Origin of the sequence: Caballeronia sp. LZ016, from assembly GCF_031450805.1 — a bacterium.
GTDB lineage: Bacteria > Pseudomonadota > Gammaproteobacteria > Burkholderiales > Burkholderiaceae > Caballeronia.
Map to the genome: position 1 here is coordinate 1,402,160 of NZ_JARTVY010000001.1, position 22,376 is coordinate 1,424,535.

Consider the following 22,376-nt stretch of genomic DNA (forward strand, 5'->3'; position numbering starts at 1 on the left):
CGAGTATGTCGTGTGCAACCGAGCCGGCCGCGCGTCGCGCATGAGTCGGAACGACTTTTTCTGAAGGCATAAAAAAGCTGTAGATTTGTGTCGATTCTAGCGGAATCGGACGCAGCAAGCCGCCATAAGCCAGTACGGACAGTGTGGGCGACGCCGCTTTGCAATCGCGGTTAAGCTCGTCGTCATTGAATAGCGGCCGCGCGCAACCATATGAGTGGTCCGCGGCCCGGCCGCATGCATTGAGAGGAGCCAAGCATGACTCAGCAAAACGCGCAGGGGAGACTCGAAACCGCGACGCTCGGCGGCGGTTGTTTCTGGTGCACCGAAGCCGTGTTTCTCGCGGTCGAAGGCGTGCATTCCGTGGAATCCGGCTATGCGGGCGGGCAGGTGGTGAATCCGTCGTACGAGCAGGTCTGCGAAGGCGATACGGGCCACGCGGAAGTGGTCAGGGTCGTATTCGATCCGGATGTCATTGGCTATCGCGAGATTCTGGAGATTTTCTTTGCGACGCACGATCCGACGCAGCTCAATCGCCAGGGCAACGATGTCGGCGCGCAGTATCGCTCGGCCGTGTTCACGCATTCGGACGAACAGCGCAAGATTGCGCTCGACGTGATAGACGAGTTGCAGCGCGAGGACGTGTACGGTGGCAAGATCGTCACTGAAGTCACGCCGCTCGCGGACGACTATTATCCCGCCGAGGCGTATCACCAGAACTTCTTCGCGCAGCATCCGAATCAGGGTTATTGCGCGGCGGTCGTCGGGCCAAAGGTGGCGAAGTTCCGCAAGAAGTTCGCGCATCGGCTGAAGGCGTGACAGGCCTGACGCCGCGTTAGTTCGACCGCGCGCGCTCGCATTCTTCGGCGATGCCGCGCGCAAGCTCGAAACACGTGAGCGGCGCGGAGCCTTCCGCCTTGTTGTTCGCGGCGATCACGACCGGCTGGCCCGCGATGGCATATTGCGCGGCCAGTTCAGCGAGCGCCTGCCGCGTGTCGAGGTCTTCGTCGACGATTCTGTCGAACGGCTCGTACTTCGCCTTCGCCTGTTCGTACTTGAAGCCGCTGTGCAGGCTCCAGCGCACCACGAGCGGTCCCGTCTTTTCTTCATCCAGCAGCGCGAGCGCCTTCGCTTGCCGGCGTACATCCGGCATCCGCGCATGCACGCCGATGCAGTACCGCACGTTCGATTCGCGCAACGTGCGAATGAAGCGGGGCGTGAGCATGACCGCGTCGCGAAGTTCGACGGCATGGCAGGCATCGCCTGCGAGCGGAGGCAGCGCGGCGAGGAAGGTCGCGAGCCGATCGGTGAAACGCGACGGCTCGACGATCATCGCGTCCGGCAGCGGCGGAATCTGAAACACGAGCGCGCCGGCCTTCGCACCCAGTCCGCCGATGCACGGCGTCGCGAACTCGTCGATAGCGATGCGCGCGTCGAGAAAGGCGGGATTGTCGGCGCCGGGCGCGCCCCGTTCGCCGCGCACGAAGGCGTCGGTGACGGAGGCGGGCGCCTTCACGATGAAGCGAAAATGCTCCGGCACCTGCGATGCATAGCGCGCATATTCGGCGAGCGACAGCGGCGCGTAGAAGGAGCGGTCGATCGACACGGTCTTCAGCAGCGGATGCGCGGCGTAGGCGGCGAGGCCGTCGCGGGACAGTCTGGTGTTCGAATAGTCATCGCCATAGACGATGCCGCGCCAGCCCGGAAACGACCAAGTCGATGTGCCCAGATGCACGGCTGATGGCAGCCGCCGCGCGAGCGCTTCCAGTTCCGGCCGGGGAGCCGCGGCCTGCACGCCACGCTTCTTCGCGGCGACAACAGGCGCGGGCGCGTCACAACCGAACAGATCGAACTGTTCGTCGTCGTCCGCGCCTGCGTCGATCAGCGTTTCTTCGTGGTTCAGAGCGGCTTCTCGTAGATGTACCGCCGTGACCACGGCAGCGTCTTCGCGCTACGTCCGGCCTTGCGGCAGACGACCTGATAGATCGAGACGTCGTCGTTCTCGAACGCATACGCGCAACCCGCCAGATAGACGCGCCAGATACGGAACTTCTCGTCATCGACGAGCTTTCTCGCTTCTTCCGCATGCGCCTCGAAGTTGTCGGCCCACAGGTCGAGCGTATGGGCGTAATGACGCCGCAGGCTCTCGACATCCACGGCCTCCAGCCCGCCGCGCTGCATGCTTTCGAGTGCGAGGCTGATATGCGGCAGCTCGCCGTCCGGAAACACGTACTTGTCGATGAACTCGCCGCCGCCTAGCGATGTCTCGCCGCTATCGGCATCGGACGAGGTGATGCCGTGATTCATCGCCACGCCGTCATCGACGAGCAGCTCACGAATGCGCGCGAAGTAGTCCGGAAGATTCTTGCGCCCGACATGCTCGAACATGCCGACGCTCGTGATGCGGTCGAACTGTCCCGGCACATCGCGATAATCCTGTATCCGGATCTCGATCTGGTCTTCGAGACCGGCATCCTTCACGCGCTGGGTCGCGAGCTTGTACTGGTTTTCCGACAACGTGACGCCCACGCATTTCGCGCCGAACTTCTGCGCCGCGCGAATGACGAGCGCGCCCCAGCCGCAGCCGATATCGAGCAGGCGGTGGCCCGGCTGCACCTGAATCTTGGTGAGAATGTGGTCGATTTTCTTGAGTTGCGCCGTGGCGAGGTCTTCGTCGCCATTCTCAAAATATGCGCAGGAGTACACCATGTTCTTGTCGAGCCAGAGCTGGTAGAACTCGTTCGACACGTCGTAGTGGTACTGAATGGCTTTCTTGTCGGACGCCTTCGAGTGATTGAAGTAGCGTCGCACGCGGGCGAGCTTCCCGGCGCTGGTGACGGTGCTCTTCGCGAGCGAATAGCCGATGTCGATGATGTCCGAGAGCTTGCCCTCGATATCGATCTTGCCCTTCACGTACGCCTCACCGAGATTGTCGAGGCTCGGCTCCAGCAGGTAGGGCAGTGCGGTCGCGCTTTTCACGTGCAGCGTCACCTGAGGGGCGGCGAAGCTGCCGAAGTCGTGCTGCTGTCCGTCCCACAGCACGAGGCGCGCGGGCAAGTTGGCCCTTTCGCGCACCTCGTCAACCCATTGCGTCAGCTTCTTCTCCCAGAACATGCTTGTTTCTCCGCGCTAAGAAAATCCAAGGTGAAGGCTCGCGCCTCCATGTTCGTTGCCGCGTGTTGCGCCGGCCGGGCCTGCTGCGCAGCCTGCCGGCGTGCTTGTCTTATGGTGCGAGCCGCGTGATGCGCCACGGGCCGCCGGCGCTGTCGCGCGTATAGACGATGCGGTCATGCAGCCGCGACGGCCGGCCCTGCCAGAACTCGATCGTCTCGGGCACGAGCCGGTAGCCGCCCCAGTGCGGCGGTCTCGGCGGCGCGTCGCCGTATCGCGCGGTCATCTCGCGCTCGCGCGCTTCGAGCGTTTCACGGCTGTCGAGCGGCTGGCTCTGGTCCGATGCCCACGCTCCGATGCGCGAGCCGAGCGGACGCGATGCGTAATACGCGTCGCTTTCTTCGTCGCTCGTTTTCACGACCGTGCCCTCGATGCGCACCTGGCGCTCGAGTTCGATCCAGTGAAACAGCAGACTTGCCGCAGGATTTCCGGCGAGCTCGCGGCCCTTGCGGCTATCGTAATTGGTGAAAAAAACGAAGCCGCGCTCGTCGACGCCCTTGATCAGCACGATGCGCGCGGACGGGCGGCCTCGTGCGTCGACGGTGGCGAGCGTCATCGCGTTGGGTTCGGGCAGTCTGGCGTCGAGCGCCTGGGCGAACCAGGTCTCGAACTGGCGCACCGGGTTGGGATCGACGTCGGCGGCGTCCAGCGCGCCGCGCGAATAGTTCTTACGAAGGTCTGCTAAGGTCGTCATTTTTATGCAAACGCTACAGTCGCGTCAGTATAGCCAAGGTGATACGTTCTTGCCCCGATTACGCCGGGCTTGCAATGACCGGCGTCAAGGCATCGAATTCTGAAGACACATTCCTTCGATGACATCGGGCGCGGCTATCACGGCTTCGGTATCGATAAGGCAGAATACGCAATTCGGCCGTACTTTGCATGAACGGACTGCGAACTTTTGTGCATCGACAGCCGCCTGTAAGCCTTGACGGGCGGGCGTTTGCGTCCGTCACCCATTTTCCGCGAACGCCATGACCTCACCTGATCCCGCCGCCATGTTGTCCGTCGAAGACTCCGCCGACCGCGAGCGGCGTTTCGGCGGCATCGCGCGTTTGTATGGCGGCGGTGCGCTCGCCGCATTCGAACGCGCACATGTCGCGGTCATCGGCATCGGCGGCGTCGGGTCGTGGGTGGCCGAGGCGCTGGCCCGCAGCGCGGTCGGCACGCTGACGCTGATCGACCTCGACAACGTCGCCGAAAGCAACACGAATCGGCAGATTCACGCGCTCGACGGCAACTACGGCAAGGCGAAGGTCGGCGCGATGGCCGAGCGCATCGCGCTGATCGATCCCGCGTGCGATGTGCGGCAGGTCGAGGATTTCGTCGAGCCCGGCAACTTCGATGCAACGCTCGGCGGCGGCTTCGACTTCATCGTCGATGCGATCGACAGCGTGCGCACCAAGACCGCGCTGATTGCGTGGTGCGTGGCGCGCAAGCAGCCGCTCATCACGGTCGGCGGCGCGGGCGGACAACTCGATCCGACGCGCATTCGCATCGACGATCTCGCGCTCACCATTCAGGACCCGTTGCTGTCCAAGGTGCGCGGCCAGTTGCGCAAGCAGCACGGCTTCCCGCGAGGGCCGAAGTCGCGCTTCAAGGTGAGCGCGGTGTATTCGGACGAGCCGCTCATTTACCCCGACGCTCCCGCTTGCGATATCAGCGAGGGCGCGGAGCATCTGGAGACGGGCGCGAACTACGCGGGGCCGGTCGGGCTCAACTGCGCGGGGTTCGGATCGAGTGTTTGCGTGACCGCGAGTTTCGGCTTTGCGGCGGCGGCGTTCGTGCTCAGGGAACTGGCGAAGCGCGCGGCGTGATCGCGAACTCGAATGCAAAAACGGCCAGCTTTTTTAGCTGGCCGTTTGCGTTTCACTCGCGCGTCAGTTGATCGCGGCACTCAACCTGCGCCGCCAGTGCGACACGAGATCGGGCTGATTCGACGCCAGTTCGAACACGGACAGCATTGTCTTGCGGCCGACATCGTCCATGAAGGCGCGGTCGCGCTCGACGATCGCCAGCAGATGCTCGAGCGCGCCTGAATAGTCGCGGCCCGCGATCAGCCGGTTCGCGAGCGCAAAGCGTGCGTCGAGATCGTCGGGATTGGCGTTCACCGCGTCGATCAGCGCGTCGGCGGGCGGGAGTTCCGCTGCCGCTTCGGCGGCGTCGATTTCCGTTTTCAGCGCGTTGTAGCGTGCGTCGATGCCTTGCGTCGTCTTCGGCGAAAGCAGCTTGTCCTCGTCCTTCGCTTCGTCGATACGCCGCTCCGCGAGCAGCCATTCGATCAGGTCGAGGCGCGCGTCGTCGTAACCGGGATCGAGCGCGAGCGCCGCCTTGATGCGGTCGATCGCTTCCTTGCGCTGGCCTGTCGCCCACGCATTGTGCGCGGCGCGGCGTTCGGCGTCCGCACCGTCCGGCACGAGCTTGTCGAGGAACGCGCGCAACTGGCCTTCAGGCAGCACGCCGATGAACTGATCGACCGGCCGTCCGTCCGCGAACGCGATCACGTGCGGAATGCTGCGCACCTGGAAGTGCCCGGCAAGCTCCTGATTCTCGTCGACGTTCACCTTGACGAGCTTCCATTTACCGCCGGCTTCCGCCTCGAGCTTTTCCAGCATCGGGCCGAGCGTCTTGCAGGGACCGCACCAGGGGGCCCAGAAATCGACGAGGACCGGCGCGAGCATCGACGCGTTGATGACATCGTTCTCGAATGTGGCAAGGGTTGTGTCCATGCGTTTTCTCCTCATGCTTGCGATTGGTCTCGACATCCTAGTTGGGGACGCGCGGCGGATGTCTCAATGGGGCAAGTCTCAATGGTTCATGCTTCCGGCGCGCGCGCTTCGCGGCGCGGCGGCGGCAACGGGATGAACTCGGTCTCTCCCGGAACCTCGCCCATGCGCTGCTCGCTCCAGGCGAGCTTGGCGGCTTCTATCTTGTCCCGCGAACTGGACACGAAGTTCCATTCGATGAAGCGCGTGCCGTCGAGCGGCGCGCCGCCGAGCAGCATCACGACTGCGCCGCTCGTGCTCGTGAGCTGCACGGCCGCGCCGGACGTCAGCACGGACATCTGCTGCGGCGCAACGGCGACGCCGTCGACCGACAGATCCCCATCGACGAGATAGACGCCGCGTTCCTCGTGCTCCGCGTCGAGCGTGAGCTCGCTGCCCGGCGCAAAGTGCGCGGCGACATAGAGCGTCGGCGAGAAGGTGCGCGTCGGGGCTGTCGCGCCGAACGCGGTGCCCGCGATCACGCGCAAGGTGACGCCGCCGCGCTCGATCTGGGGCAGCGTGGCGGCCGCGTGGTGCTCGAACGACGGCTCGACTTCCTCGCTCGCGACCGGCAGCGCGACCCACGTCTGGATGCCGTGCATCGTCTGGCCGCTCGCGCGCTCTTCGTCGGGCGTGCGTTCCGAATGGACGATGCCGCGCCCCGCGGTCATCCAGTTGACGTCGCCGGGAACGATCTTCTGCACGGAACCGACGCTGTCGCGATGCATGATCGCGCCGTCGAACAGATACGTGACGGTGGCCAGTCCGATATGCGGATGCGGCCGCACGTCGAGGCCCTTGCCGGGCACGAGGGTTGCGGGTCCGATGTGGTCGAAAAAGATGAAAGGTCCGACGGTGCGCGCAGCGAGCGCGGGAAGCACGCGTCTCACCATGAGACCGCCGACGTCGTGTTGATGAGGTTTCAACTGCGCGCGAATCGTCGAGGACATGGCGGTTCACCGAAGAATGGCGGCGCCGGAATGGCGCACCTGAATCGCCGATTCTACCGGTGGCCGGGAAGCCGCGCATTGCCCGGCGTTTCGGGCGCGCGCCACACCTTTCGAAGTTCCGTGCGGTCCTGACCGGCCGCGCTTTTTGAAGCTGCGTGCAGGTCGCGCAATCTTGATAGGAGAGGGAAACAATGAGCAAGAACAAGCTGTTGATCGCCATCACCGCGGGCCTTTTCACTGCAACGGCCGCCACGGGCGCGTTCGCACAGACCTCGTCGGGCAACTCGTCGGCTGCAATGGGCGGCGACACTTCGACGGCCACCCAGGGCGACGCATCGGCGGGAACGGGTTCGACCGGCACCACGACCAAGAAGCACCACAAGGCGCGCAAGCACGGCACGCAGTCGTCGGCGGCGACCAAGAAGACGCCGGAAGCCGAAACGGGCAACAACTCGGCAACCGAGTCCGGCCAGAGCAAGTAAGGGTTTTTCGTCTGAGAAGGCTGCGAGCGCCCGCGCCGTCAGGCGGTGCGGGCGCTTTTCGCATAGGTCTCGCCAATTCCGCACCGACCGCAGGTTTTCACAATCCGTTGCGCGCGCCCTTCGCTACACTCGTCCGATTGCGCATGAGGCGCACCGAACGAGGGGAACGGCGATGTCGCCCAGAGATTTGCTGATTGCAACGGTGGTCATTTTTGCGTGGGGCGTGAACTTCGTCGTCATCAAGCTGGGGCTGCATGGCGTCCCGCCGATGCTGCTCGGCGCGCTTCGTTTTGCGCTCGCGGCATTGCCCGCATTCTTCGTGAAGCGCCCGCAGATTCCGCTGCGATGGCTATTCGCCTACGGTCTCACCATCTCGCTCGGGCAGTTCGCGCTGCTTTTCTATGGCATGTCCGTCGGGATGCCGGCGGGCCTCGCGTCGCTCGTGCTTCAGGCGCAGGCGTTCTTCACGCTGATCTTGGCCGCGATGTTTCTCGGCGAGCGCATCCGCGCGGCGAACGTGATCGGCCTCTTGATCGCGGCGGCGGGGCTCGCGCTGATCGGCATGCACGGCGGCCAGGCGATGACGCTCACCGGCTTTCTCTTCACCCTCGGCGCAGCATCGATGTGGGCGCTCGGCAACGTCGCGACGAAGCGCATGGGCAAGGTGGACTTGCTGTCGCTCGTGGTGTGGGCGAGCCTGATTCCGCCGTTGCCCTTCCTCGTGCTGTCGCTGATCTTCGAAGGCCCGGCGCGCATCGAATCGAGTCTCGCGTCGATTCCGCTCGTGTCGGTGCTGGCGGTCTGTTATCTCGCGTTCATCGCGACGCTCGTCGGCTACAGCCTGTGGGGCAAGCTGCTCGCGCGCTATCCGGCGGGGCACGTCGCGCCGTTCTCACTGCTCGTGCCGGTCATCGGGCTCGCGTCGGCGGCGCTGTTTCTCGACGAAGGAATGACTGCGATGGAAATCGCCGGCGCGGCGCTCGTGATGGCGGGGCTGGCGGTCAACGTGTTCGGCGGGCGGATCGTGCAGCGGTTCGCGTCGGCGGCGCGGTAGTCGTCAGGCGGGCGCACGGATGCGCCCGTCATCGACCGCAACGCACCGCGCGTCAGGTCATGCGGCTCTTTGCGAGCGGCGGATTCGCGGCGAAATACCGCTTGATGCCCTTCATGATCGCGTTGGCCATCTTGTCGCGATAGGCGTCGTCGTTCAGGCGTGCTTCCTCGTCCGGATTGCTGATGAACGCGGTTTCGACGAGGATCGACGGAATATCCGGCGCCTTCAGCACAGCGAATCCTGCCTGCTCGACCGATCCCTTGTGCAGCTTGTTGATGCCGCCGATCTCGTTCAGCACGAAGCTGCCGTAACGCATGGAGTCGCGGATTTGCGCGGTCGTCGACATGTCGAAGAGGGCGCGGCTCACGCTCGCGTCCTGCGTCTTCACGTTGATGCCGCCAACCTGGTCCGACGCGTTCTCCTTGGTCGCCATCCAGCGCGCCGCCGCGCTCGATGCGCCATGCTCCGACAGCGCGAACACCGACGAGCCGCGCGCCGACGGCGTGGTGAACGCGTCCGCGTGAATCGAGACGAACAGGTCCGCGCCTACACGCTGCGCCTTCTGCACGCGCACGTTCAGCGGCACGAAAAAGTCGGCATCGCGGGTCATCATCGCGCGCATGTTCGGCTGGGCGTCGATCTTCGCGCGCAGTTTCTTCGCGATATCGAGCGCGATATGCTTCTCGTACGTGCCGTTGCCGCCGATCGCGCCGGGGTCCTCGCCGCCGTGTCCCGGATCGATGGCCACGGTCAGAAGGCGCGTGGTGCCGGAGCGGTCCTGCTTCGGTGCGGAGAACGCGTACTGGTCGTTGTCGTCGTCGTCCTTCTTCGCGATGACCGGCGGCGCGACGCGCGGCTTCGGCATCGAGGGCGCGGGTTTAGGCGCCGCCGGCGCTTGCGTGTCGTTCGACATATCGCCCTTCGCGTACTTCTGGAAGAACTCGTCGGTCGAATCCTCCGCGAGCGGTTTCTGCGTGGTCGCGGGACCGGAGAGCGTGGCGGGCGGCGGCGTGGACGGATTCGGATTGGCGCGGTCGAACGCTTCCTGCTTGCGCTCGGTCTGGGCGAGCAACTCCATCAGCGGATCGGGCGCGACGGCCGGGTACAGGTCGAACACGAGCCGATACTTGTAACTGCCGATCGGCCCGAGCGTGAACACCTGCGGCTTCACGGAGCCCTTCAGATCGAACACCATCCGCACGACATGCGGCTGATACTGACCGACGCGGACCGCCTGAATCTGCGGATCGTTCGGCGTGATCTTCGAGACGAGCTCGCGCAACGCCTGGTCGAGATCGATGCCGTTCAGATCGACGACGAGCCTGTCCGGACCCTGAAGCAACTGGTTGCTGTTCGTAAGCGGCTGATCCGATTCGATGGTCACGCGCGTGTAATCGCGCGCCGGCCACACCCGCACGCCGAGCACGGAGCTCGCGTGCGCGAGCTTCGGCCCGACCAGCGCGAGCACGAGCGTCGATGCGCCCGCGCGCAGCACCTGGCGCCGGCGCCAGTTGTGCGGCGCGCCTGCGCTCGATTCGATCGATTGGAACGGCTTGATCAGCATCTTTCGAGACATGTCTTTCCTGTTTCGCTAAACGCCCGCGCGGTCAGCACGCGGCCTTCTTCGTTCGCCTGCGTCGTTTCTGCTCGCGCGATGCCGTTGTCCGGCAGCGTCAGCGAGAAAACGAGGTCCGGCACGCCGAGCAAGCCGCCCGCTTGCTGCGGCCATTCGACGAGGCACAACGCGCCCCGGTCGAAGTACTCGCGAAATCCGGCGTCGGCCCATTCGGCCGGATCGGCGAAGCGATAGAGATCGAAGTGATACACGTCGAGCGGGCCGCCTGGCGCATCGAGCGAATACGGCTCGACGAGTGTGTACGTGGGACTCTTCACACGGCCCGCATGACCGAGTGCGCGCAGCGTCGCGCGCACGAGCGTGGTCTTGCCCGCGCCGAGGTCGCCGATCAACTGGACTTGCAAGCCGTGGAATGGTTCAGACGAGGCCGAAGCCCGCGTCTCGCCGATGGCGCGTGCGAAGCGCTCGCCGAACGCGAGCGTCGCGGCTTCGTCGCGCAATTCGAAGCGGCGTTCCATGAGCGCGGCGGGTGAATCGGATGTCGATGGTGCGGGGCTTTCGGGCATTGCTCGTAAAATGTCGTGATGAACCGATTGCCGGAACACTCCGATGAAGTCACGACCGCGGCGAGCGACGCCGCCGTCGTGCCGCGCGCCTTGCATCGCCTGGAAAGCGACGAGGCAGCGCTGGCTGAACTCGCGCAGCGCATCAAGGCGTGGGGGCGCGAGTTGGGATTCGGTGCGGTCGGCATCAGTGATACCGACCTGACGGACGCCGAGGAGGGCCTCGCCAGTTGGCTCGAAGCAGGCTATCACGGCGAGATGGATTATATGGCCAAACATGGGATGAAACGCGCGAGGCCGGCCGACCTTGTGGCCGGCACGCGACGAGTCATCACCGCGCGCATGGCCTATCTGCCCGCCGCGACGCTTGCTTCGACAGGCGATGAAAGTGTCGCGACAGCGGACGGTCAGAAGAACGACTGGCGCGCGATCGAATGGAAACGGCTCGCGCAGCCCGCGCAGGCCAACGTATCCCTCTACGCGCGCGGCCGCGATTATCACAAGGTCATGCGCAACCGGCTGCAGCAGTTGGCCGAGCGCATCGAAGCGGAAATCGGCGCGTTCGGACATCGCGCGTTCACGGATTCGGCGCCGGTGCTCGAAGTCGCGCTTGCGCAGAAGGCGGGCAACGGCTGGCGCGGCAAGCACACGCTGCTGCTCGATCGCGATGCCGGTTCGCTGTTCTTTCTCGGCGAGATTTACGTCGATCTGCCGCTGCCAGTCGATCCCGAACCCGAGCACGACGGCGCGCATTGCGGGCAATGCACGCGCTGCATCGGCGCGTGTCCGACCGGGGCGATCATCGGGCCGTATCGCGTGGATGCGCGGCGCTGCATTTCGTATCTGACGATCGAGCTGCACGGCAGCATCCCGGAAGACATGCGGCCGCTGATCGGCAATCGCGTGTACGGCTGCGACGATTGCCAGCTCGTCTGTCCGTGGAACAAGTTCGCGCAGGCCGCGCCGGTCGCGGACTTCGACGTGCGGCATGGGCTCGATCGCGCGACGCTCGTCGAACTGTTCGCGTGGAGCGCCGATGACTTCGACACGCGCATGCAGGGCAGCGCGATCCGGCGCATCGGTCACGAGCGATGGCTGCGCAATATCGCCGTGGCGATGGGCAACGCGTTGCGCGATGCATCGATCGATGCGCGGGACCGCCAGGCGATCGTCGGGGCGTTGCTTGCACGCGCGGACGATGACTCCGAACTCGTGCGCGAACACGTGCGCTGGGCGCTCGCGCAAGGAGACAAGCATGAATGAAGCGCCATTCGACGCGGTCATCGGCGCGCCGTTCGGCAAGGTCGGCATCCGCGCCGACGATGCCTTCGTGCGCGAGATCGTCTATCTGCCGCACGACATGCCGAACGTCGATCCGGTGAACGCGCTCGCACAGGAAGCCGCGACGCAGAGTCGCCGTTACTTCGATGCATCTGCGATGCGTTTCGATCTTCCGCTCGCCATCGGCGGCACCGCGTTTCAACAGCGCGTGTGGCGCGGCATCGGCGCAATCGCGGCGGGACAGGTCTGGACCTACGGACAGCTCGCTCGCGAAATCGGCAGCGTGCCGCGCGCGGTCGGGCAAGCGTGCGGCTCCAATCCGCTGCCGATCGTGATACCGTGCCACCGGGTCGTGGGCTCGGGCGGAATCGGCGGATTCGCGCATCATCCCGGCGACGGCTTTTATCGCGACGTGAAGCGCTGGCTGCTGGCGCATGAAGGTGTATCGATCGGATGACGAGCGCAATCACTGAAGAACTGCAAACGCCTGAACTGATCGCGAGCAGCGATGCGATCGATCTCTTCTGCGATGCCTTGTGGCTCGAGCACGGGCTCGCGAAAAACTCACTCGATGCCTATCGGCGCGACTTGCGGCTCTTCGCCGAATGGCTCGCGAAGACGCGCGGCGCATCCATCGACGCCGCCAGCGAAGCCGACATGAACGGCTACATGGCCGCGCGCCGCGGCGACAAGGCGACCTCCGCGAACCGGCGGCTTTCGGTGTTCCGCCGCTACTACGCGTGGGCGATGCGTGAACATCGCGCGAGCGCCGACCCCACGCTCAAGCTGCGGTCGGCCAAGCAGCCGCCGCGCTTTCCGTCGACGCTCAACGAAGCGCAAGTGGAAGCGCTGCTTGGCGCGCCCGATATCGACACGCCGCTCGGCCTGCGCGATCGCACGATGCTCGAACTGATGTACGCGAGCGGCCTGCGCGTGACCGAACTCGTCACGCTGAAGACCGTCGAGCTGGGTCTCAACGAGGGTGTCGTCCGCGTGATGGGCAAGGGCTCGAAGGAGCGCCTCGTGCCGTTCGGCGAAGAGGCGCACGGCTGGATCGCGCGATATCTGCGCGAATCGCGTCCGGCGCTGCTCGGCGCGCGCGCCGCCGATGCGCTCTTCGTCACCGCGCGCGGCGAAGGCATGACGCGCCAGCAGTTCTGGAACATCATCAAGCGCCATGCGCTGAACGGCGGCGTGCACGCGCCGCTGTCGCCGCACACGCTGCGTCACGCGTTCGCGACGCATCTGCTCAATCACGGCGCGGATTTGCGCGTGGTCCAACTGCTGCTCGGCCACTCCGATATTTCGACGACGCAGATCTACACGCACGTGGCGCGCGAGCGGCTGCAGAAGCTGCATCGCGAGCATCATCCGCGCGGCTAGGCTCAGATTTCCGCGCCGCGCATGAGCCCCCGCGCGATGATCACCTGCTGAATCTGCGACGTGCCTTCGTAAAGCCGGAAGAGCCGCACGTCGCGATAAAACCGCTCGATGCCGTACTCCGCGATGTACCCCGCGCCGCCATGCACCTGCACCGCGCGGTCCGCGACGCGCCCGCACATTTCCGTGGCGAAGTACTTCGCGCACGACGCCTCGATGGAGACATCGCGGCCCTCGTCGCGGCGGCGCGCGGCATCGAGCACCATGCATTCGGCGGCGTAGAGCTCGGCCTTGCTGTCGGCGAGCATGCCCTGGACGAGCTGGAATTCCGCAATGGGCTGGCCGAACTGGCGGCGCTCCATCGCGTAGGCGAGGGCGTCGCGCAACATGCGCTTCGCTGCGCCCACGGCGATTGCCGCGATGTGGATGCGTCCCTTGTCGAGCGTCTTCATCGCCGTCCTGAAGCCGACGCCTTCCACGCCGCCGATCAGTTGCTTCGCCGGCACGCGGCAGTTCTCGAAGACGACATCGCTCGTGTGCGCGCCGCGCTGGCCCATCTTGCGATCGGGCTTGCCGAGCGCGAGCCCCGGCGTGTCGCGCTCGACGATGAACGCAGAAATGCCGCTCGCGCCCTTCGCATCGCTCGTGCGGGCCATCACCGTGTAGATGCCGGCTTCCGGCGCGTTCGTGATGTAGCGCTTCGTGCCGTTGAGCACGTAGGCGTCGCCGTCCATTCTCGCGGTCGTCCTGAGCGACGCGGCATCCGAGCCAGAATCCGGCTCCGTCAGGCAGAACGAGCCGATCAGTTCTCCGGCCGCGAGCTTCGGCAGATAGTGCGCCTTCTGTTCGTCGGTGCCGTCGAGCAGAATGCCGATCGAGCCGATGCCGTTGTTGGTCCCGATCACCGAGCGAAACGCCGGCGATGTCTGGCCCAGTTCGAACGCAATGCGTACTTCCTCTTCCATCGTGAGACCGAGCCCGCCGTACTCCTCGGGTATCGTGAGCCCGAACATGCCGATGTCCCGCATTGCGTCGATGACATCGGCGGGGATGGCGTCGGTTTCATCGACTTCGCTTTCGCGCGGCACGAGCTTTTCGCGAACGAATCGGCGGATGGAGTCTTCAAGCAGCGTTTGCGTTTCGGTGTCGCGGATCATGGCGATGTCCTCCTGGCGAACGATCGTACGACACCCGCGCGCATTCGACCACCTGGCCGAAAGGCCGATGGTGAGCCGCCGGGCGCGCCGCTACAATGCGTCCATGTCGAAATGCAAACACGTCTCCGAAACGCCCGCGACGCAATTCCTGCGCCGTCACAAGGTGGCGTTCGGCGAGCACCCTTACGATTACGTCGAACACGGCGGCACCGAAGAGTCCGCGCGGCAACTCGGCGTGGACGAGCATTGCGTCGTCAAGACGCTCGTGATGGAAGACGAGCACGCGAAGCCGCTCATCGTGCTGATGCACGGCGACCGCACCGTTTCCACCAAGAACCTGGCGCGCCAGACGGGCGCGAAGCGCATCGAGCCGTGCAAGCCCGACGTGGCGAACCGGCATTCGGGCTATCTCGTCGGCGGGACGTCGCCGTTCGGCACGAAGAAAGCGATGCCCGTGTACGTCGAATCGAGCATCCTCGAACTCGGCACCATCTATCTGAACGGCGGGCGGCGCGGGTATCTCGTGAGCCTCGATCCGGCGGTGCTCACCGCACTGCTCGATGCAAAGCCCGTGCAGTGCGCGAGCGTCGATTAGAATGCTGACCGCGCTTTTCAAGACACAAGAGACAACATGATTTATCTGATCGTCGCCGTCGCGTCCTATCTGATCGGCTCGGTTTCGTTCGCCGTCGTCGTGAGTCGTGCGATGGGCCTCGCCGATCCGCGTTCCTACGGCTCGGGCAATCCCGGCGCGACCAATGTGCTGCGCACCGGCAACAAGCGCGCGGCGATCCTGACGCTTCTCGGCGATGCGTTCAAGGGCTGGCTGCCCGTGTGGCTCGTCGGGCATTTCGGCGCGGGTTACGGCCTCGATGCGACCGGGCTTGCCACGGTCGTCGCGCTCTCGGCGATCGCCGTGTTCCTCGGGCATCTGTACCCGGTGTTCTTCCGGTTCCAGGGCGGCAAGGGCGTCGCGACGGCGGCGGGCGTGCTGCTCGCGGTTCATCCGGTGCTCGGGCTCGCGACGCTGCTGACCTGGTTGATCATCGCGTTCTTCTTCCGCTATTCGTCGCTCGCGGCGCTCGTCGCGGCCGTGTTCGCGCCGCTGTTTCAGGCGTTCCTGTTCGGGCCGAGCCGCGTCTCGCTCGCCGTGCTGGCGATGAGCGTGCTGCTCGTCTGGCGGCATCGCGCGAACATTTCGAAGCTGATCGCGGGCAAGGAAAGCCGGATCGGCGACAAGAAAAAGGCGGCGGCCGCCGAATAAAAAAGCCGTTCCGCATTGCGCGGAACGGCTTTCTTCCTTGATGCGCAGCGAACCCGCTTAGTCGCGGAAGTTGTTGAAGTCGAGCGGCGTGTCCGTCACGTCCTTCTTCAAAAGCGCGATGGTGCTTTGCAAGTCGTCGCGCTTCGCGCCGGTCACGCGCACGGCGTCGCCCTGAATGCTCGCCTGCACCTTGATCTTGCTGTCCTTCACCATCTTGACGATCTTCTTCGCGAGATCGCCCGAGACGCCTTTCTTGATCGTGACGACCTGCTTGAGCTTGTCGCCGCCAATCTTCTCCTGCTTGCCGTAGTCGAGGAACCGCACGTCGACGCCGCGCTTCGCCAGCTTCGACAGCAGCACGTCCTTGACCTGGCCGAGCTTGAAGTCGTCATCGGCGTAGAGCGTCAGTTCGCGCTCCTTCTGCTCGACGCGTGAATCGGAACCCTTGAAGTCGAAGCGCGTCGAGATTTCCTTGTTGGACTGCTCGATGGCGTTCTTCACTTCGATCATGTTTGCTTCGCTGACGACGTCAAACGATGGCATCTGTTTTTCCCCTTGCTTGAGGCGAGCGCCCAGTAGCGGCTCGCGCAATCGCTATAATCACGGACCTGACGTCATTCTACCGACGCGCCTTGGATTTCCCCAAGACTGCGCGCGTTTCCCGGCTTCTCCACGCGGTATCCCATGCCCCACGCTCAACTACTCGCGGATTACTCCCTGCGGCCGCACAACACATTCGGCTTCGACGTGCGTGCGCGTCACGCGATGCGAATCGACAGGGTCGATGCCGCCGCCGCACTGGCGCACGATGCGCGCATCGCCGGCCTGCCGAAGCTCGTGCTGGGCGGCGGCAGCAATATCGTGCTGACGTGCGATTTCGACGGCGTCGCGCTGATCGTCGGCATCATGGGAAAACGCGTGATCGGCGAGGACGGCGACGCGTGGCTCGTCGAAGCGGGCGCAGGTGAGAACTGGCACGAGTTCGTCGCGTGGACGCTCGCACACGGCATGCCGGGCCTCGAAAACCTCGCGCTCATTCCGGGCACGGTCGGCGCGGCGCCCATTCAGAACATCGGCGCGTATGGCCTCGAAATGGGCGAGCGCTTCGAACGCCTTCACGCGATTGAACTGGCGACCGGCGCGCACGCCGATTTCGACCGCGACGCGTGCGCGTTCGGCTATCGCGACAGCTTCTTCAAGCGGGCGGGGCGCGGGCAATTCGTGATTACGTCGGTCGTCTTCCGGCTGCCGAAAGCGTGGACGCCGCGCGCCGATTACGCCGATGTCGCTCGCGCGCTGGAAGGCGCATCGACTTGCGACGCGCAGGCAATCTTCGATGCGGTCATCGCCGTGCGTCGCGCGAAGCTGCCCGACTGGACCGTGCTGGGTAACGCGGGGAGCTTCTTCAAGAACCCGGTCGTCAGCGCGGATGCGTTCGAATCGCTGCAATCGCGCGAGCCGGGCATCGTGTCGTACCGTCAGGCCGATGGTCAGGTGAAGCTCGCCGCCGGATGGCTGATCGACCGTTGCGGGTGGAAAGGGCGCGGCATCGGCGGGGCGGCGGTGCACGAGCGGCAGGCGCTCGTGCTCGTGAATCGCGGCAATGCAACCGGTGCGCAAGTGATCGAACTCGCCGAAGCGATCAAGCGCGATGTGCTCGCGCGCTTCGGCGTGGAACTGGAAATGGAGCCAGTCTGCCTCTGAGCCCGGGGTTCTCGCCGGAGCCTGCGGCTCAGTGGTTCAGCTTGCCGAGCAGCAAATATTCCATGAGCGCCTTCTGCACGTGCAGGCGATTTTCCGCCTCGTCCCAGACCACGCTCTGTGTGCCGTCGATGACGTCCGCGCTCACTTCCTCTCCGCGATGCGCGGGCAGGCAATGCATGAAAAGCGCATCGGGATGGGCGCGCGCCATCATCTCTGCATCGACACAATAGTCGGCGAACGCCTTCATGCGCGCCTCGTTTTCCGCTTCGAAGCCCATGCTGGTCCAGACGTCCGTCGTGACGAGGTCCGCGCCCTGACAGGCTTCGTTCGGGTCGTCGAATTCCTCGTAGAACGGGGCGCTATCCTCCGATACCAGCGCGCGATCCAGCTTGTAGCCTTGCGGCGTCGACAGGCGCAGTTTGAAGCCGAGAATCTGCGCAGCTTCGATCCACGTGTACAGCATGTTGTTGGCGTCGCCGACCCACGCGACGGTCTTGCCGTGAATCGGCCCGCGATGTTCGTAGTACGTGAAGATATCGGCGAGCACCTGGCACGGATGGTACTCGTTGGTCAGCCCATTGATGACCGGCACGCGCGAACTCTCGGCAAAACGCCGGATGATGTCCTGCCCGAACGTGCGGATCATGATGATGTCCACCATGCGCGAGATGACCTGCGCCGAATCCTCGATCGGCTCGCCCCGGCCGAGTTGCGTGTCGCGCGTGTTCATGAACACCGCGTGGCCGCCGAGCTGGAAGATGCCGGCTTCAAACGACAGGCGCGTGCGCGTCGAACTTTTCTCGAAGATCATCGCGAGCGTGCGATCGTGCAGCGGATGGTACGTCTCGTAGTTCTTGAACTTGCGCTTCAGGATGCGGGCGCGTTCGAGCACGTACTCGTAGTCGTCGAGCGAAAAGTCCTTGAACTGAAGATAGTGGCGAATTTTCTTGGCGGTCATGAAAACGCAAGCGGCGGCTTCGAACCGGCTGCGCACCGTGGATAACGAGCGTCGCCAGACCGGGCGGCGCCGCCGTCGGAGTGGGTATCGCGTTTGAGCATAAAGGATTTTGCGAACTTTTACGAGGCTCGCCGAAAGGCGGATGTTCGTGCGACACGTCCGGCGCACGGGGCTTTCCGCCGGGTTTGTGCTGGTTCCCGCACGCGTGTGCGCTGCGGAAAAGAGGGGGCTGCGGTATAATCGCTGCCGCTTGTTTCATCAACTCTGCAACACTCAGTAACGGCTCAGCACCGGCTCAGCACCGGCTCAACACCGTTTCTCGCGCTCAGCCGGCGACACTCGCAAGAGGTCCGCTGCATTCCCTCGGCACATGCGAATCCGCCGTGCTGCCGAGTCCGCCATCGTGCCGCGGGCGTGAACGGTCTTCTTCGGGCTGTATCGCAAAGCATCGCCCGGCGTCATTGCGTGCGGGCCGCGCGGGTCCCGCGTCGAGCGTGTGCATTCGCCGGTGCCGCCACCGGCCGACAAAAGGTATTGCTACATGGCTGAATCATCCCCGACCCAGTACTTCATTCAAGGCATTACCAAGAACGGGCGAAAGTTTCGCCCGAGCGACTGGTCGGAGCGCCTGTGCGGTGTCATGTCGGCGTATGGTCCGAAAGCGAAGGGGCCGAATGCGCGCCTGCAGTATTCCATCTACGTGCGCCCGACGATGATCGGCGACATCAAGGTCGTCATTCTCGATTCGCGCCTGCGCGAGATCGAGCCGATGGCTTTCGACTTCGTGCTGAACTTCGCGAAGGACAACGACCTGCAGGTGACGGAAGCGTGCGAATTGCCGCCGCATCACGGCACGCAGACCGCGACGCCGCCGAAAGGCTGACCGAAAAGGTCGGACGGACGCAAAAAAGCCCGCGAAAGCGGGCTTTTTCGTTACTGCGCAGCGGAAACAGGAAGCCGTTCCGGCGAACGCCCCCCAATGGAGGCATACGCCGGACGCGAGCCGGAATTACTGGGCTGCGGGAGCCTGCAGACCCTTGATGGCTGCAGCCAGGCGGCTCTTGTGACGAGCGGCCTTGTTCTTGTGGACGATCTTCTTGTCCGCGATGATGTCGATCGTCTTGACCGACGACTTGAACACTTCGGCAGCCTTGGCTTGGTCGCCGGCATCGATTGCCTTGCGAACTGCCTTGATGGCCGTGCGGAACTTCGAGCGCAGCGCCGAGTTGTGCGAGTTGGCTTTGGCGGCCTGACGGGCGCGCTTGCGAGCTTGTGCGGTATTTGCCATGACGGTTCCTTGTCCTGTTTCTGCTGTTACTTGCCGGAGCGGCTTCACCGGTTGCCCGGCGGTGGCCGGAAGCGGTGAACGATGCGCGCTGCCTTGATCTGAAATCCGGGGAACGATTGCCCCGAAACGTTAAAGCGGTACTGAAACGATACCCGTACGGCCCTTGCGAGACCGTGAAGGCACCTCGCGTTCGACACAAAATGGCGAAACGGAGCTTCGAAACCCGCGATTATAGCAAGCCGATACGAGATGTGACAAGCGCGGACTATCTTCGCGGCAGTGTCCCCGCCCGGCGACGGATTTGGTGCAATCCGTCAAACTCGCGGACTCGCACGCCAGCGTTGCGGGGGAGGGTCATGCGTGGCCCGTATAATAAGCGCCCCATGAATCTATTCCGAGCCCTCCTGACGGTCAGCGGCTTCACGCTGCTGTCGCGCGTGACCGGCCTGATCCGCGAAACGCTGATCGCCCGTGCCTTCGGCGCCAGTCTCTACACCGACGCGTTCTACGTCGCGTTCCGCATTCCGAACCTGCTGCGGCGCCTCTCCGCGGAAGGCGCGTTCGCGCAGGCGTTCGTGCCGATCCTCGCCGAGTTCAAGAACAGCAAGGGTCACGACCCGACCAAGGCGCTCGTCGACGCGATGTCGACCGTGCTGACATGGGGCCTGGTCGTGCTGTCGCTCGCGGGCATGGCGGGCGCGAGCTGGGTCGTGTTCGCGGTCGCGTCGGGGCTGAAGCACGATGGCGGCGCTTATCCGCTCGCCGTCGAGATGACGCGCATCATGTTCCCGTACATCGTCTTCATCTCGATGACGACGCTCGCCTCGGGCGTGCTCAACACGTACAAGCAGTTCTCGCTGCCGGCTTTCGCGCCGGTGCTGCTCAACGTGGCGTTCATCGTCGCGGCCGTGTTCGTCGCGCCGCACCTGAAGATGCCGGTCTACGCGCTCGCCTATGCGGTGATCGCGGGCGGCGTGCTGCAATTGCTCGTGCAACTGCCGGGGCTCAGGAAGATCGACATGATGCCGCACGTCGGGCTCAACTTCCGCCGCGCGCTGGCGCATCCCGGCGTGAAGCGCGTGCTCGCGAAGATGGTGCCCGCGACGTTCGCGGTGTCCGTCGGGCAGCTGAGTCTCATCATCAACACGAACATCGCGTCGAATATCGGGCAGGGCGCGGTGTCGTGGATCAACTATGCCGACCGGCTGATGGAATTCCCGACTGCGCTGCTCGGCGCGGCGCTCGGCACCATCCTCCTGCCGAGTCTGTCGAAGGCGCACGTCGATGCCGACGCCGTCGAATATTCCGCGCTCCTCGACTGGGGCCTGCGCATCACCTTTCTGCTCGCCGCGCCGAGCGCGGTCGCGCTGTTTTTCTTCGCGCAGCCGCTCACCGCGACGCTCTTCCACTACGGCAAGTTCGACGGTCATTCGGTCGTGATGGTCGGACGCGCGCTGTCGGCGTACGGCATCGGGCTGATCGGCCTGATTCTGATCAAGATCCTCGCGCCCGGTTTCTACGCGAAGCAGGACATCAAGACGCCGGTGAAGATCGCCATCGGCGTGCTGATCATGACGCAGGTCAGCAATTACATCTTCGTGCCGATCTTCTCGCACGCGGGGCTCACGCTGTCGATCGGCCTCGGCGCGCTCGCCAACGCGTTCCTGCTGTTCGTGGGCCTGCGCCGTCGCGAGATTTACCGGCCGTCGCCGGGCTGGATGCGCTTTTTCGTGCAGTTGACCGGCGCGTGTCTCGTGCTCGCGGGCGCAATGCATTGGGTGTCGCTGAACTTCGACTGGATCGGCATGCGCGCGACGCCGTTTGCACGAATCGTGCTGCTCGGAGCAAGCCTGGTTCTGTTCGCGGCGCTATATTTCGGTATTCTGTGCGCGATGGGCTTCAAGTACGCCTATTTCAAGAGACGCACGCTTTGATGACAACGACGCGCATCCTCGACTACTTCTCCTCGCTGATGGCGGACGACGAAAGTCTGCCGCTCACGGAGGCCGCTTTGTCGCTGGCGCAGGATGCGTATCCCGACCTCGACATGCAGGCGGTGCTCGCGGAGATGGATGAACTGGTCGTCCGGGCCCGCCGCCGCATGCCTGACGACGCCGATATCCGTCAGAAAGTCGACGCGCTCAATCGTTATTTCTTCCGCGAGCTGGGCTTCTCCAGCAATCTGAATGATTACTACGACCCGGACAACAGCCATCTGAACGCGGTGTTGCGCCGTCGCCGCGGCATTCCTATTTCGCTTGCGGTGATTTATCTGGAAATGGCCGAGCAGCTTGGCCTGCCGGTGCGCGGCGTGTCGTTTCCGGGTCATTTCCTGTTACGCGTCACGACGCCCGACAGCGATCTGATGCTCGACCCGACGACGGGTCAGACGCTTTCCGAAGCGCAGATGGTGGAAATGCTCGAGCCGTATGTGCAGCGCGCGGGCGAATCCATCGGCAGCGCGTTGCGCGGGCTGCTGCAGCCGGCGACGCGCCGCGAGATTGTCGCGCGGATGCTGCGCAATCTGAAGAGCATCTACTTGCAGACGGAGCGCTGGCAGCGCCTGCTCGCCGTGCAGCAGCGGCTCGTGATCGTGCTGCCCGGCAGCATCGAGGAAGTGCGCGACCGCGGGTTCGCGTATGCCCGGCTCGATTATCTGCGGCCGGCGCTCGAAGACCTCGCGCGATATCTCGAAGACCGCCCCGACGCGGAAGACGCGACCATCGTCGAATCGGAGCTGCACGAGCTTCGCCAGCGCGCGCAGCACGACGACGACTGACGCGCCT

24 protein-coding genes are annotated in these 22,376 nt (G+C 64.5%); 13 read left to right on the top strand and 11 right to left on the bottom strand.

Translation table 11 applies throughout. The features are described from left to right. Positions 1-255: 255 nt before the first annotated feature. The gene (gene msrA / locus P9220_RS06730; protein WP_309764133.1) at positions 256-816 is read left to right on the top strand and encodes a peptide-methionine (S)-S-oxide reductase MsrA; all 561 of its coding nucleotides are present in this window, start codon (positions 256-258) and stop codon (positions 814-816) included. A 16-nt stretch (positions 817-832) separates the two neighbouring features. On the opposite strand, the gene P9220_RS06735 is transcribed toward msrA, so the two are convergent. The 3 genes from P9220_RS06735 to pdxH form a co-directional block, all read right to left on the bottom strand. After that, a complete protein-coding gene (locus tag P9220_RS06735; protein WP_309765408.1) occupies positions 833-1,843 on the bottom strand; it encodes a DUF72 domain-containing protein in 1,011 nt (336 codons plus the stop codon). Between the two features lie 53 nt (positions 1,844-1,896). Then, positions 1,897-3,111: a cyclopropane-fatty-acyl-phospholipid synthase family protein gene (locus P9220_RS06740; RefSeq protein WP_309764134.1), complete on the bottom strand. Its 1,215-nt coding sequence runs from the start codon at positions 3,109-3,111 to the stop codon at positions 1,897-1,899. A gap of 109 nt (positions 3,112-3,220) precedes the next feature. Beyond that, positions 3,221-3,862 carry a pyridoxamine 5'-phosphate oxidase gene (pdxH, locus tag P9220_RS06745; protein ID WP_309764135.1) on the bottom strand — a complete coding sequence of 214 codons (642 nt, stop codon included), beginning with the start codon at positions 3,860-3,862 and terminating at the stop codon, positions 3,221-3,223. A 280-nt stretch (positions 3,863-4,142) separates the two neighbouring features. Here pdxH and P9220_RS06750 point away from each other — a divergent pair, with 280 nt between their 5' ends. Then, positions 4,143-4,985: a tRNA threonylcarbamoyladenosine dehydratase gene (locus P9220_RS06750; protein ID WP_309764136.1), complete on the top strand. Its 843-nt coding sequence runs from the start codon at positions 4,143-4,145 to the stop codon at positions 4,983-4,985. A 63-nt stretch (positions 4,986-5,048) separates the two neighbouring features. On the opposite strand, the gene trxA is transcribed toward P9220_RS06750, so the two are convergent. Both trxA and P9220_RS06760 read right to left on the bottom strand, forming a co-directional pair. Further along, complete coding sequence (trxA, locus tag P9220_RS06755; protein ID WP_309764137.1) at positions 5,049-5,897, bottom strand: thioredoxin; 849 nt, start codon at positions 5,895-5,897, stop codon at positions 5,049-5,051. An 86-nt stretch (positions 5,898-5,983) separates the two neighbouring features. Then, positions 5,984-6,883 carry a pirin family protein gene (locus tag P9220_RS06760; RefSeq protein WP_309764138.1) on the bottom strand — a complete coding sequence of 300 codons (900 nt, stop codon included), beginning with the start codon at positions 6,881-6,883 and terminating at the stop codon, positions 5,984-5,986. A 191-nt stretch (positions 6,884-7,074) separates the two neighbouring features. On the opposite strand from P9220_RS06760, the gene P9220_RS06765 reads away from it, so the two are divergent. Together P9220_RS06765 and P9220_RS06770 are read left to right on the top strand one after the other, a co-directional pair. Next, positions 7,075-7,365, top strand: coding sequence for a hypothetical protein (locus tag P9220_RS06765; RefSeq protein ID WP_309764140.1), 291 nt, complete (start codon positions 7,075-7,077; stop codon positions 7,363-7,365). Between the two features lie 172 nt (positions 7,366-7,537). Beyond that, on the top strand, positions 7,538-8,419 hold the full coding sequence (locus P9220_RS06770; RefSeq protein ID WP_309764141.1) for an EamA family transporter: 882 nt from the start codon (positions 7,538-7,540) through the stop codon (positions 8,417-8,419). Between the two features lie 52 nt (positions 8,420-8,471). Here P9220_RS06770 and P9220_RS06775 read toward each other — a convergent pair whose 3' ends face one another. Together P9220_RS06775 and tsaE are read right to left on the bottom strand one after the other, a co-directional pair. Beyond that, a complete protein-coding gene (locus P9220_RS06775; protein WP_309764142.1) occupies positions 8,472-9,995 on the bottom strand; it encodes an N-acetylmuramoyl-L-alanine amidase in 1,524 nt (507 codons plus the stop codon). Further along, the gene (gene tsaE / locus P9220_RS06780; RefSeq protein ID WP_309764143.1) at positions 9,977-10,561 is read right to left on the bottom strand and encodes a tRNA (adenosine(37)-N6)-threonylcarbamoyltransferase complex ATPase subunit type 1 TsaE; all 585 of its coding nucleotides are present in this window, start codon (positions 10,559-10,561) and stop codon (positions 9,977-9,979) included. Before tsaE ends, P9220_RS06775 begins: the two co-directional genes overlap by 19 nt. 18 nt (positions 10,562-10,579) lie before the next feature. On the opposite strand from tsaE, the gene queG reads away from it, so the two are divergent. From queG to xerD, 3 genes are read left to right on the top strand one after another with little or no spacing between them, the layout of a single operon-like run. Beyond that, positions 10,580-11,821, top strand: a complete 1,242-nt coding sequence (queG, locus tag P9220_RS06785) for a tRNA epoxyqueuosine(34) reductase QueG (RefSeq protein ID WP_309764144.1) — start codon at positions 10,580-10,582, stop codon at positions 11,819-11,821. Then, on the top strand, positions 11,814-12,296 hold the full coding sequence (locus P9220_RS06790) for a methylated-DNA--[protein]-cysteine S-methyltransferase (protein ID WP_309764145.1): 483 nt from the start codon (positions 11,814-11,816) through the stop codon (positions 12,294-12,296). Before queG ends, P9220_RS06790 begins: the two co-directional genes overlap by 8 nt. Then, a complete protein-coding gene (xerD, locus tag P9220_RS06795; RefSeq protein WP_309764146.1) occupies positions 12,293-13,222 on the top strand; it encodes a site-specific tyrosine recombinase XerD in 930 nt (309 codons plus the stop codon). Before P9220_RS06790 ends, xerD begins: the two co-directional genes overlap by 4 nt. A gap of 2 nt (positions 13,223-13,224) precedes the next feature. Here xerD and P9220_RS06800 read toward each other — a convergent pair whose 3' ends face one another. After that, entirely contained in the window at positions 13,225-14,376 is a 1,152-nt protein-coding gene (locus P9220_RS06800) for an acyl-CoA dehydrogenase family protein (protein ID WP_309764147.1), read from the bottom strand. A gap of 103 nt (positions 14,377-14,479) precedes the next feature. Here P9220_RS06800 and ybaK point away from each other — a divergent pair, with 103 nt between their 5' ends. Together ybaK and plsY are read left to right on the top strand one after the other, a co-directional pair. Further along, entirely contained in the window at positions 14,480-14,971 is a 492-nt protein-coding gene (gene ybaK / locus P9220_RS06805; protein ID WP_309764148.1) for a Cys-tRNA(Pro) deacylase, read from the top strand. 36 nt (positions 14,972-15,007) lie between these two features. Further along, positions 15,008-15,640, top strand: coding sequence for a glycerol-3-phosphate 1-O-acyltransferase PlsY (gene plsY, locus P9220_RS06810; protein WP_309764149.1), 633 nt, complete (start codon positions 15,008-15,010; stop codon positions 15,638-15,640). 57 nt (positions 15,641-15,697) lie between these two features. Here the strand turns inward: plsY and P9220_RS06815 are convergent, their stop codons facing one another. Next, entirely contained in the window at positions 15,698-16,183 is a 486-nt protein-coding gene (locus P9220_RS06815) for a YajQ family cyclic di-GMP-binding protein (protein WP_309764150.1), read from the bottom strand. A gap of 141 nt (positions 16,184-16,324) precedes the next feature. On the opposite strand from P9220_RS06815, the gene murB reads away from it, so the two are divergent. Continuing rightward, on the top strand, positions 16,325-17,344 hold the full coding sequence (gene murB, locus P9220_RS06820) for a UDP-N-acetylmuramate dehydrogenase (protein WP_309764151.1): 1,020 nt from the start codon (positions 16,325-16,327) through the stop codon (positions 17,342-17,344). Positions 17,345-17,372: 28 nt separating this feature from the next. Here the strand turns inward: murB and argF are convergent, their stop codons facing one another. Then, complete coding sequence (gene argF, locus P9220_RS06825) at positions 17,373-18,302, bottom strand: ornithine carbamoyltransferase (RefSeq protein WP_309764152.1); 930 nt, start codon at positions 18,300-18,302, stop codon at positions 17,373-17,375. 541 nt (positions 18,303-18,843) lie between these two features. On the opposite strand from argF, the gene P9220_RS06830 reads away from it, so the two are divergent. After that, positions 18,844-19,185: a DUF3579 domain-containing protein gene (locus tag P9220_RS06830; RefSeq protein WP_309764153.1), complete on the top strand. Its 342-nt coding sequence runs from the start codon at positions 18,844-18,846 to the stop codon at positions 19,183-19,185. Between the two features lie 126 nt (positions 19,186-19,311). On the opposite strand, the gene rpsT is transcribed toward P9220_RS06830, so the two are convergent. Next, positions 19,312-19,590, bottom strand: coding sequence for a 30S ribosomal protein S20 (rpsT, locus tag P9220_RS06835; protein WP_309764154.1), 279 nt, complete (start codon positions 19,588-19,590; stop codon positions 19,312-19,314). A gap of 383 nt (positions 19,591-19,973) precedes the next feature. Between rpsT and murJ the strand changes: the two genes are divergently transcribed. Both murJ and P9220_RS06845 read left to right on the top strand, forming a co-directional pair. After that, entirely contained in the window at positions 19,974-21,524 is a 1,551-nt protein-coding gene (gene murJ, locus P9220_RS06840; protein ID WP_309764155.1) for a murein biosynthesis integral membrane protein MurJ, read from the top strand. Continuing rightward, positions 21,524-22,369, top strand: a complete 846-nt coding sequence (locus tag P9220_RS06845) for a SirB1 family protein (protein ID WP_309764156.1) — start codon at positions 21,524-21,526, stop codon at positions 22,367-22,369. The genes murJ and P9220_RS06845 overlap by 1 nt, the downstream gene beginning before the upstream one ends. Positions 22,370-22,376: the final 7 nt, after the last annotated feature.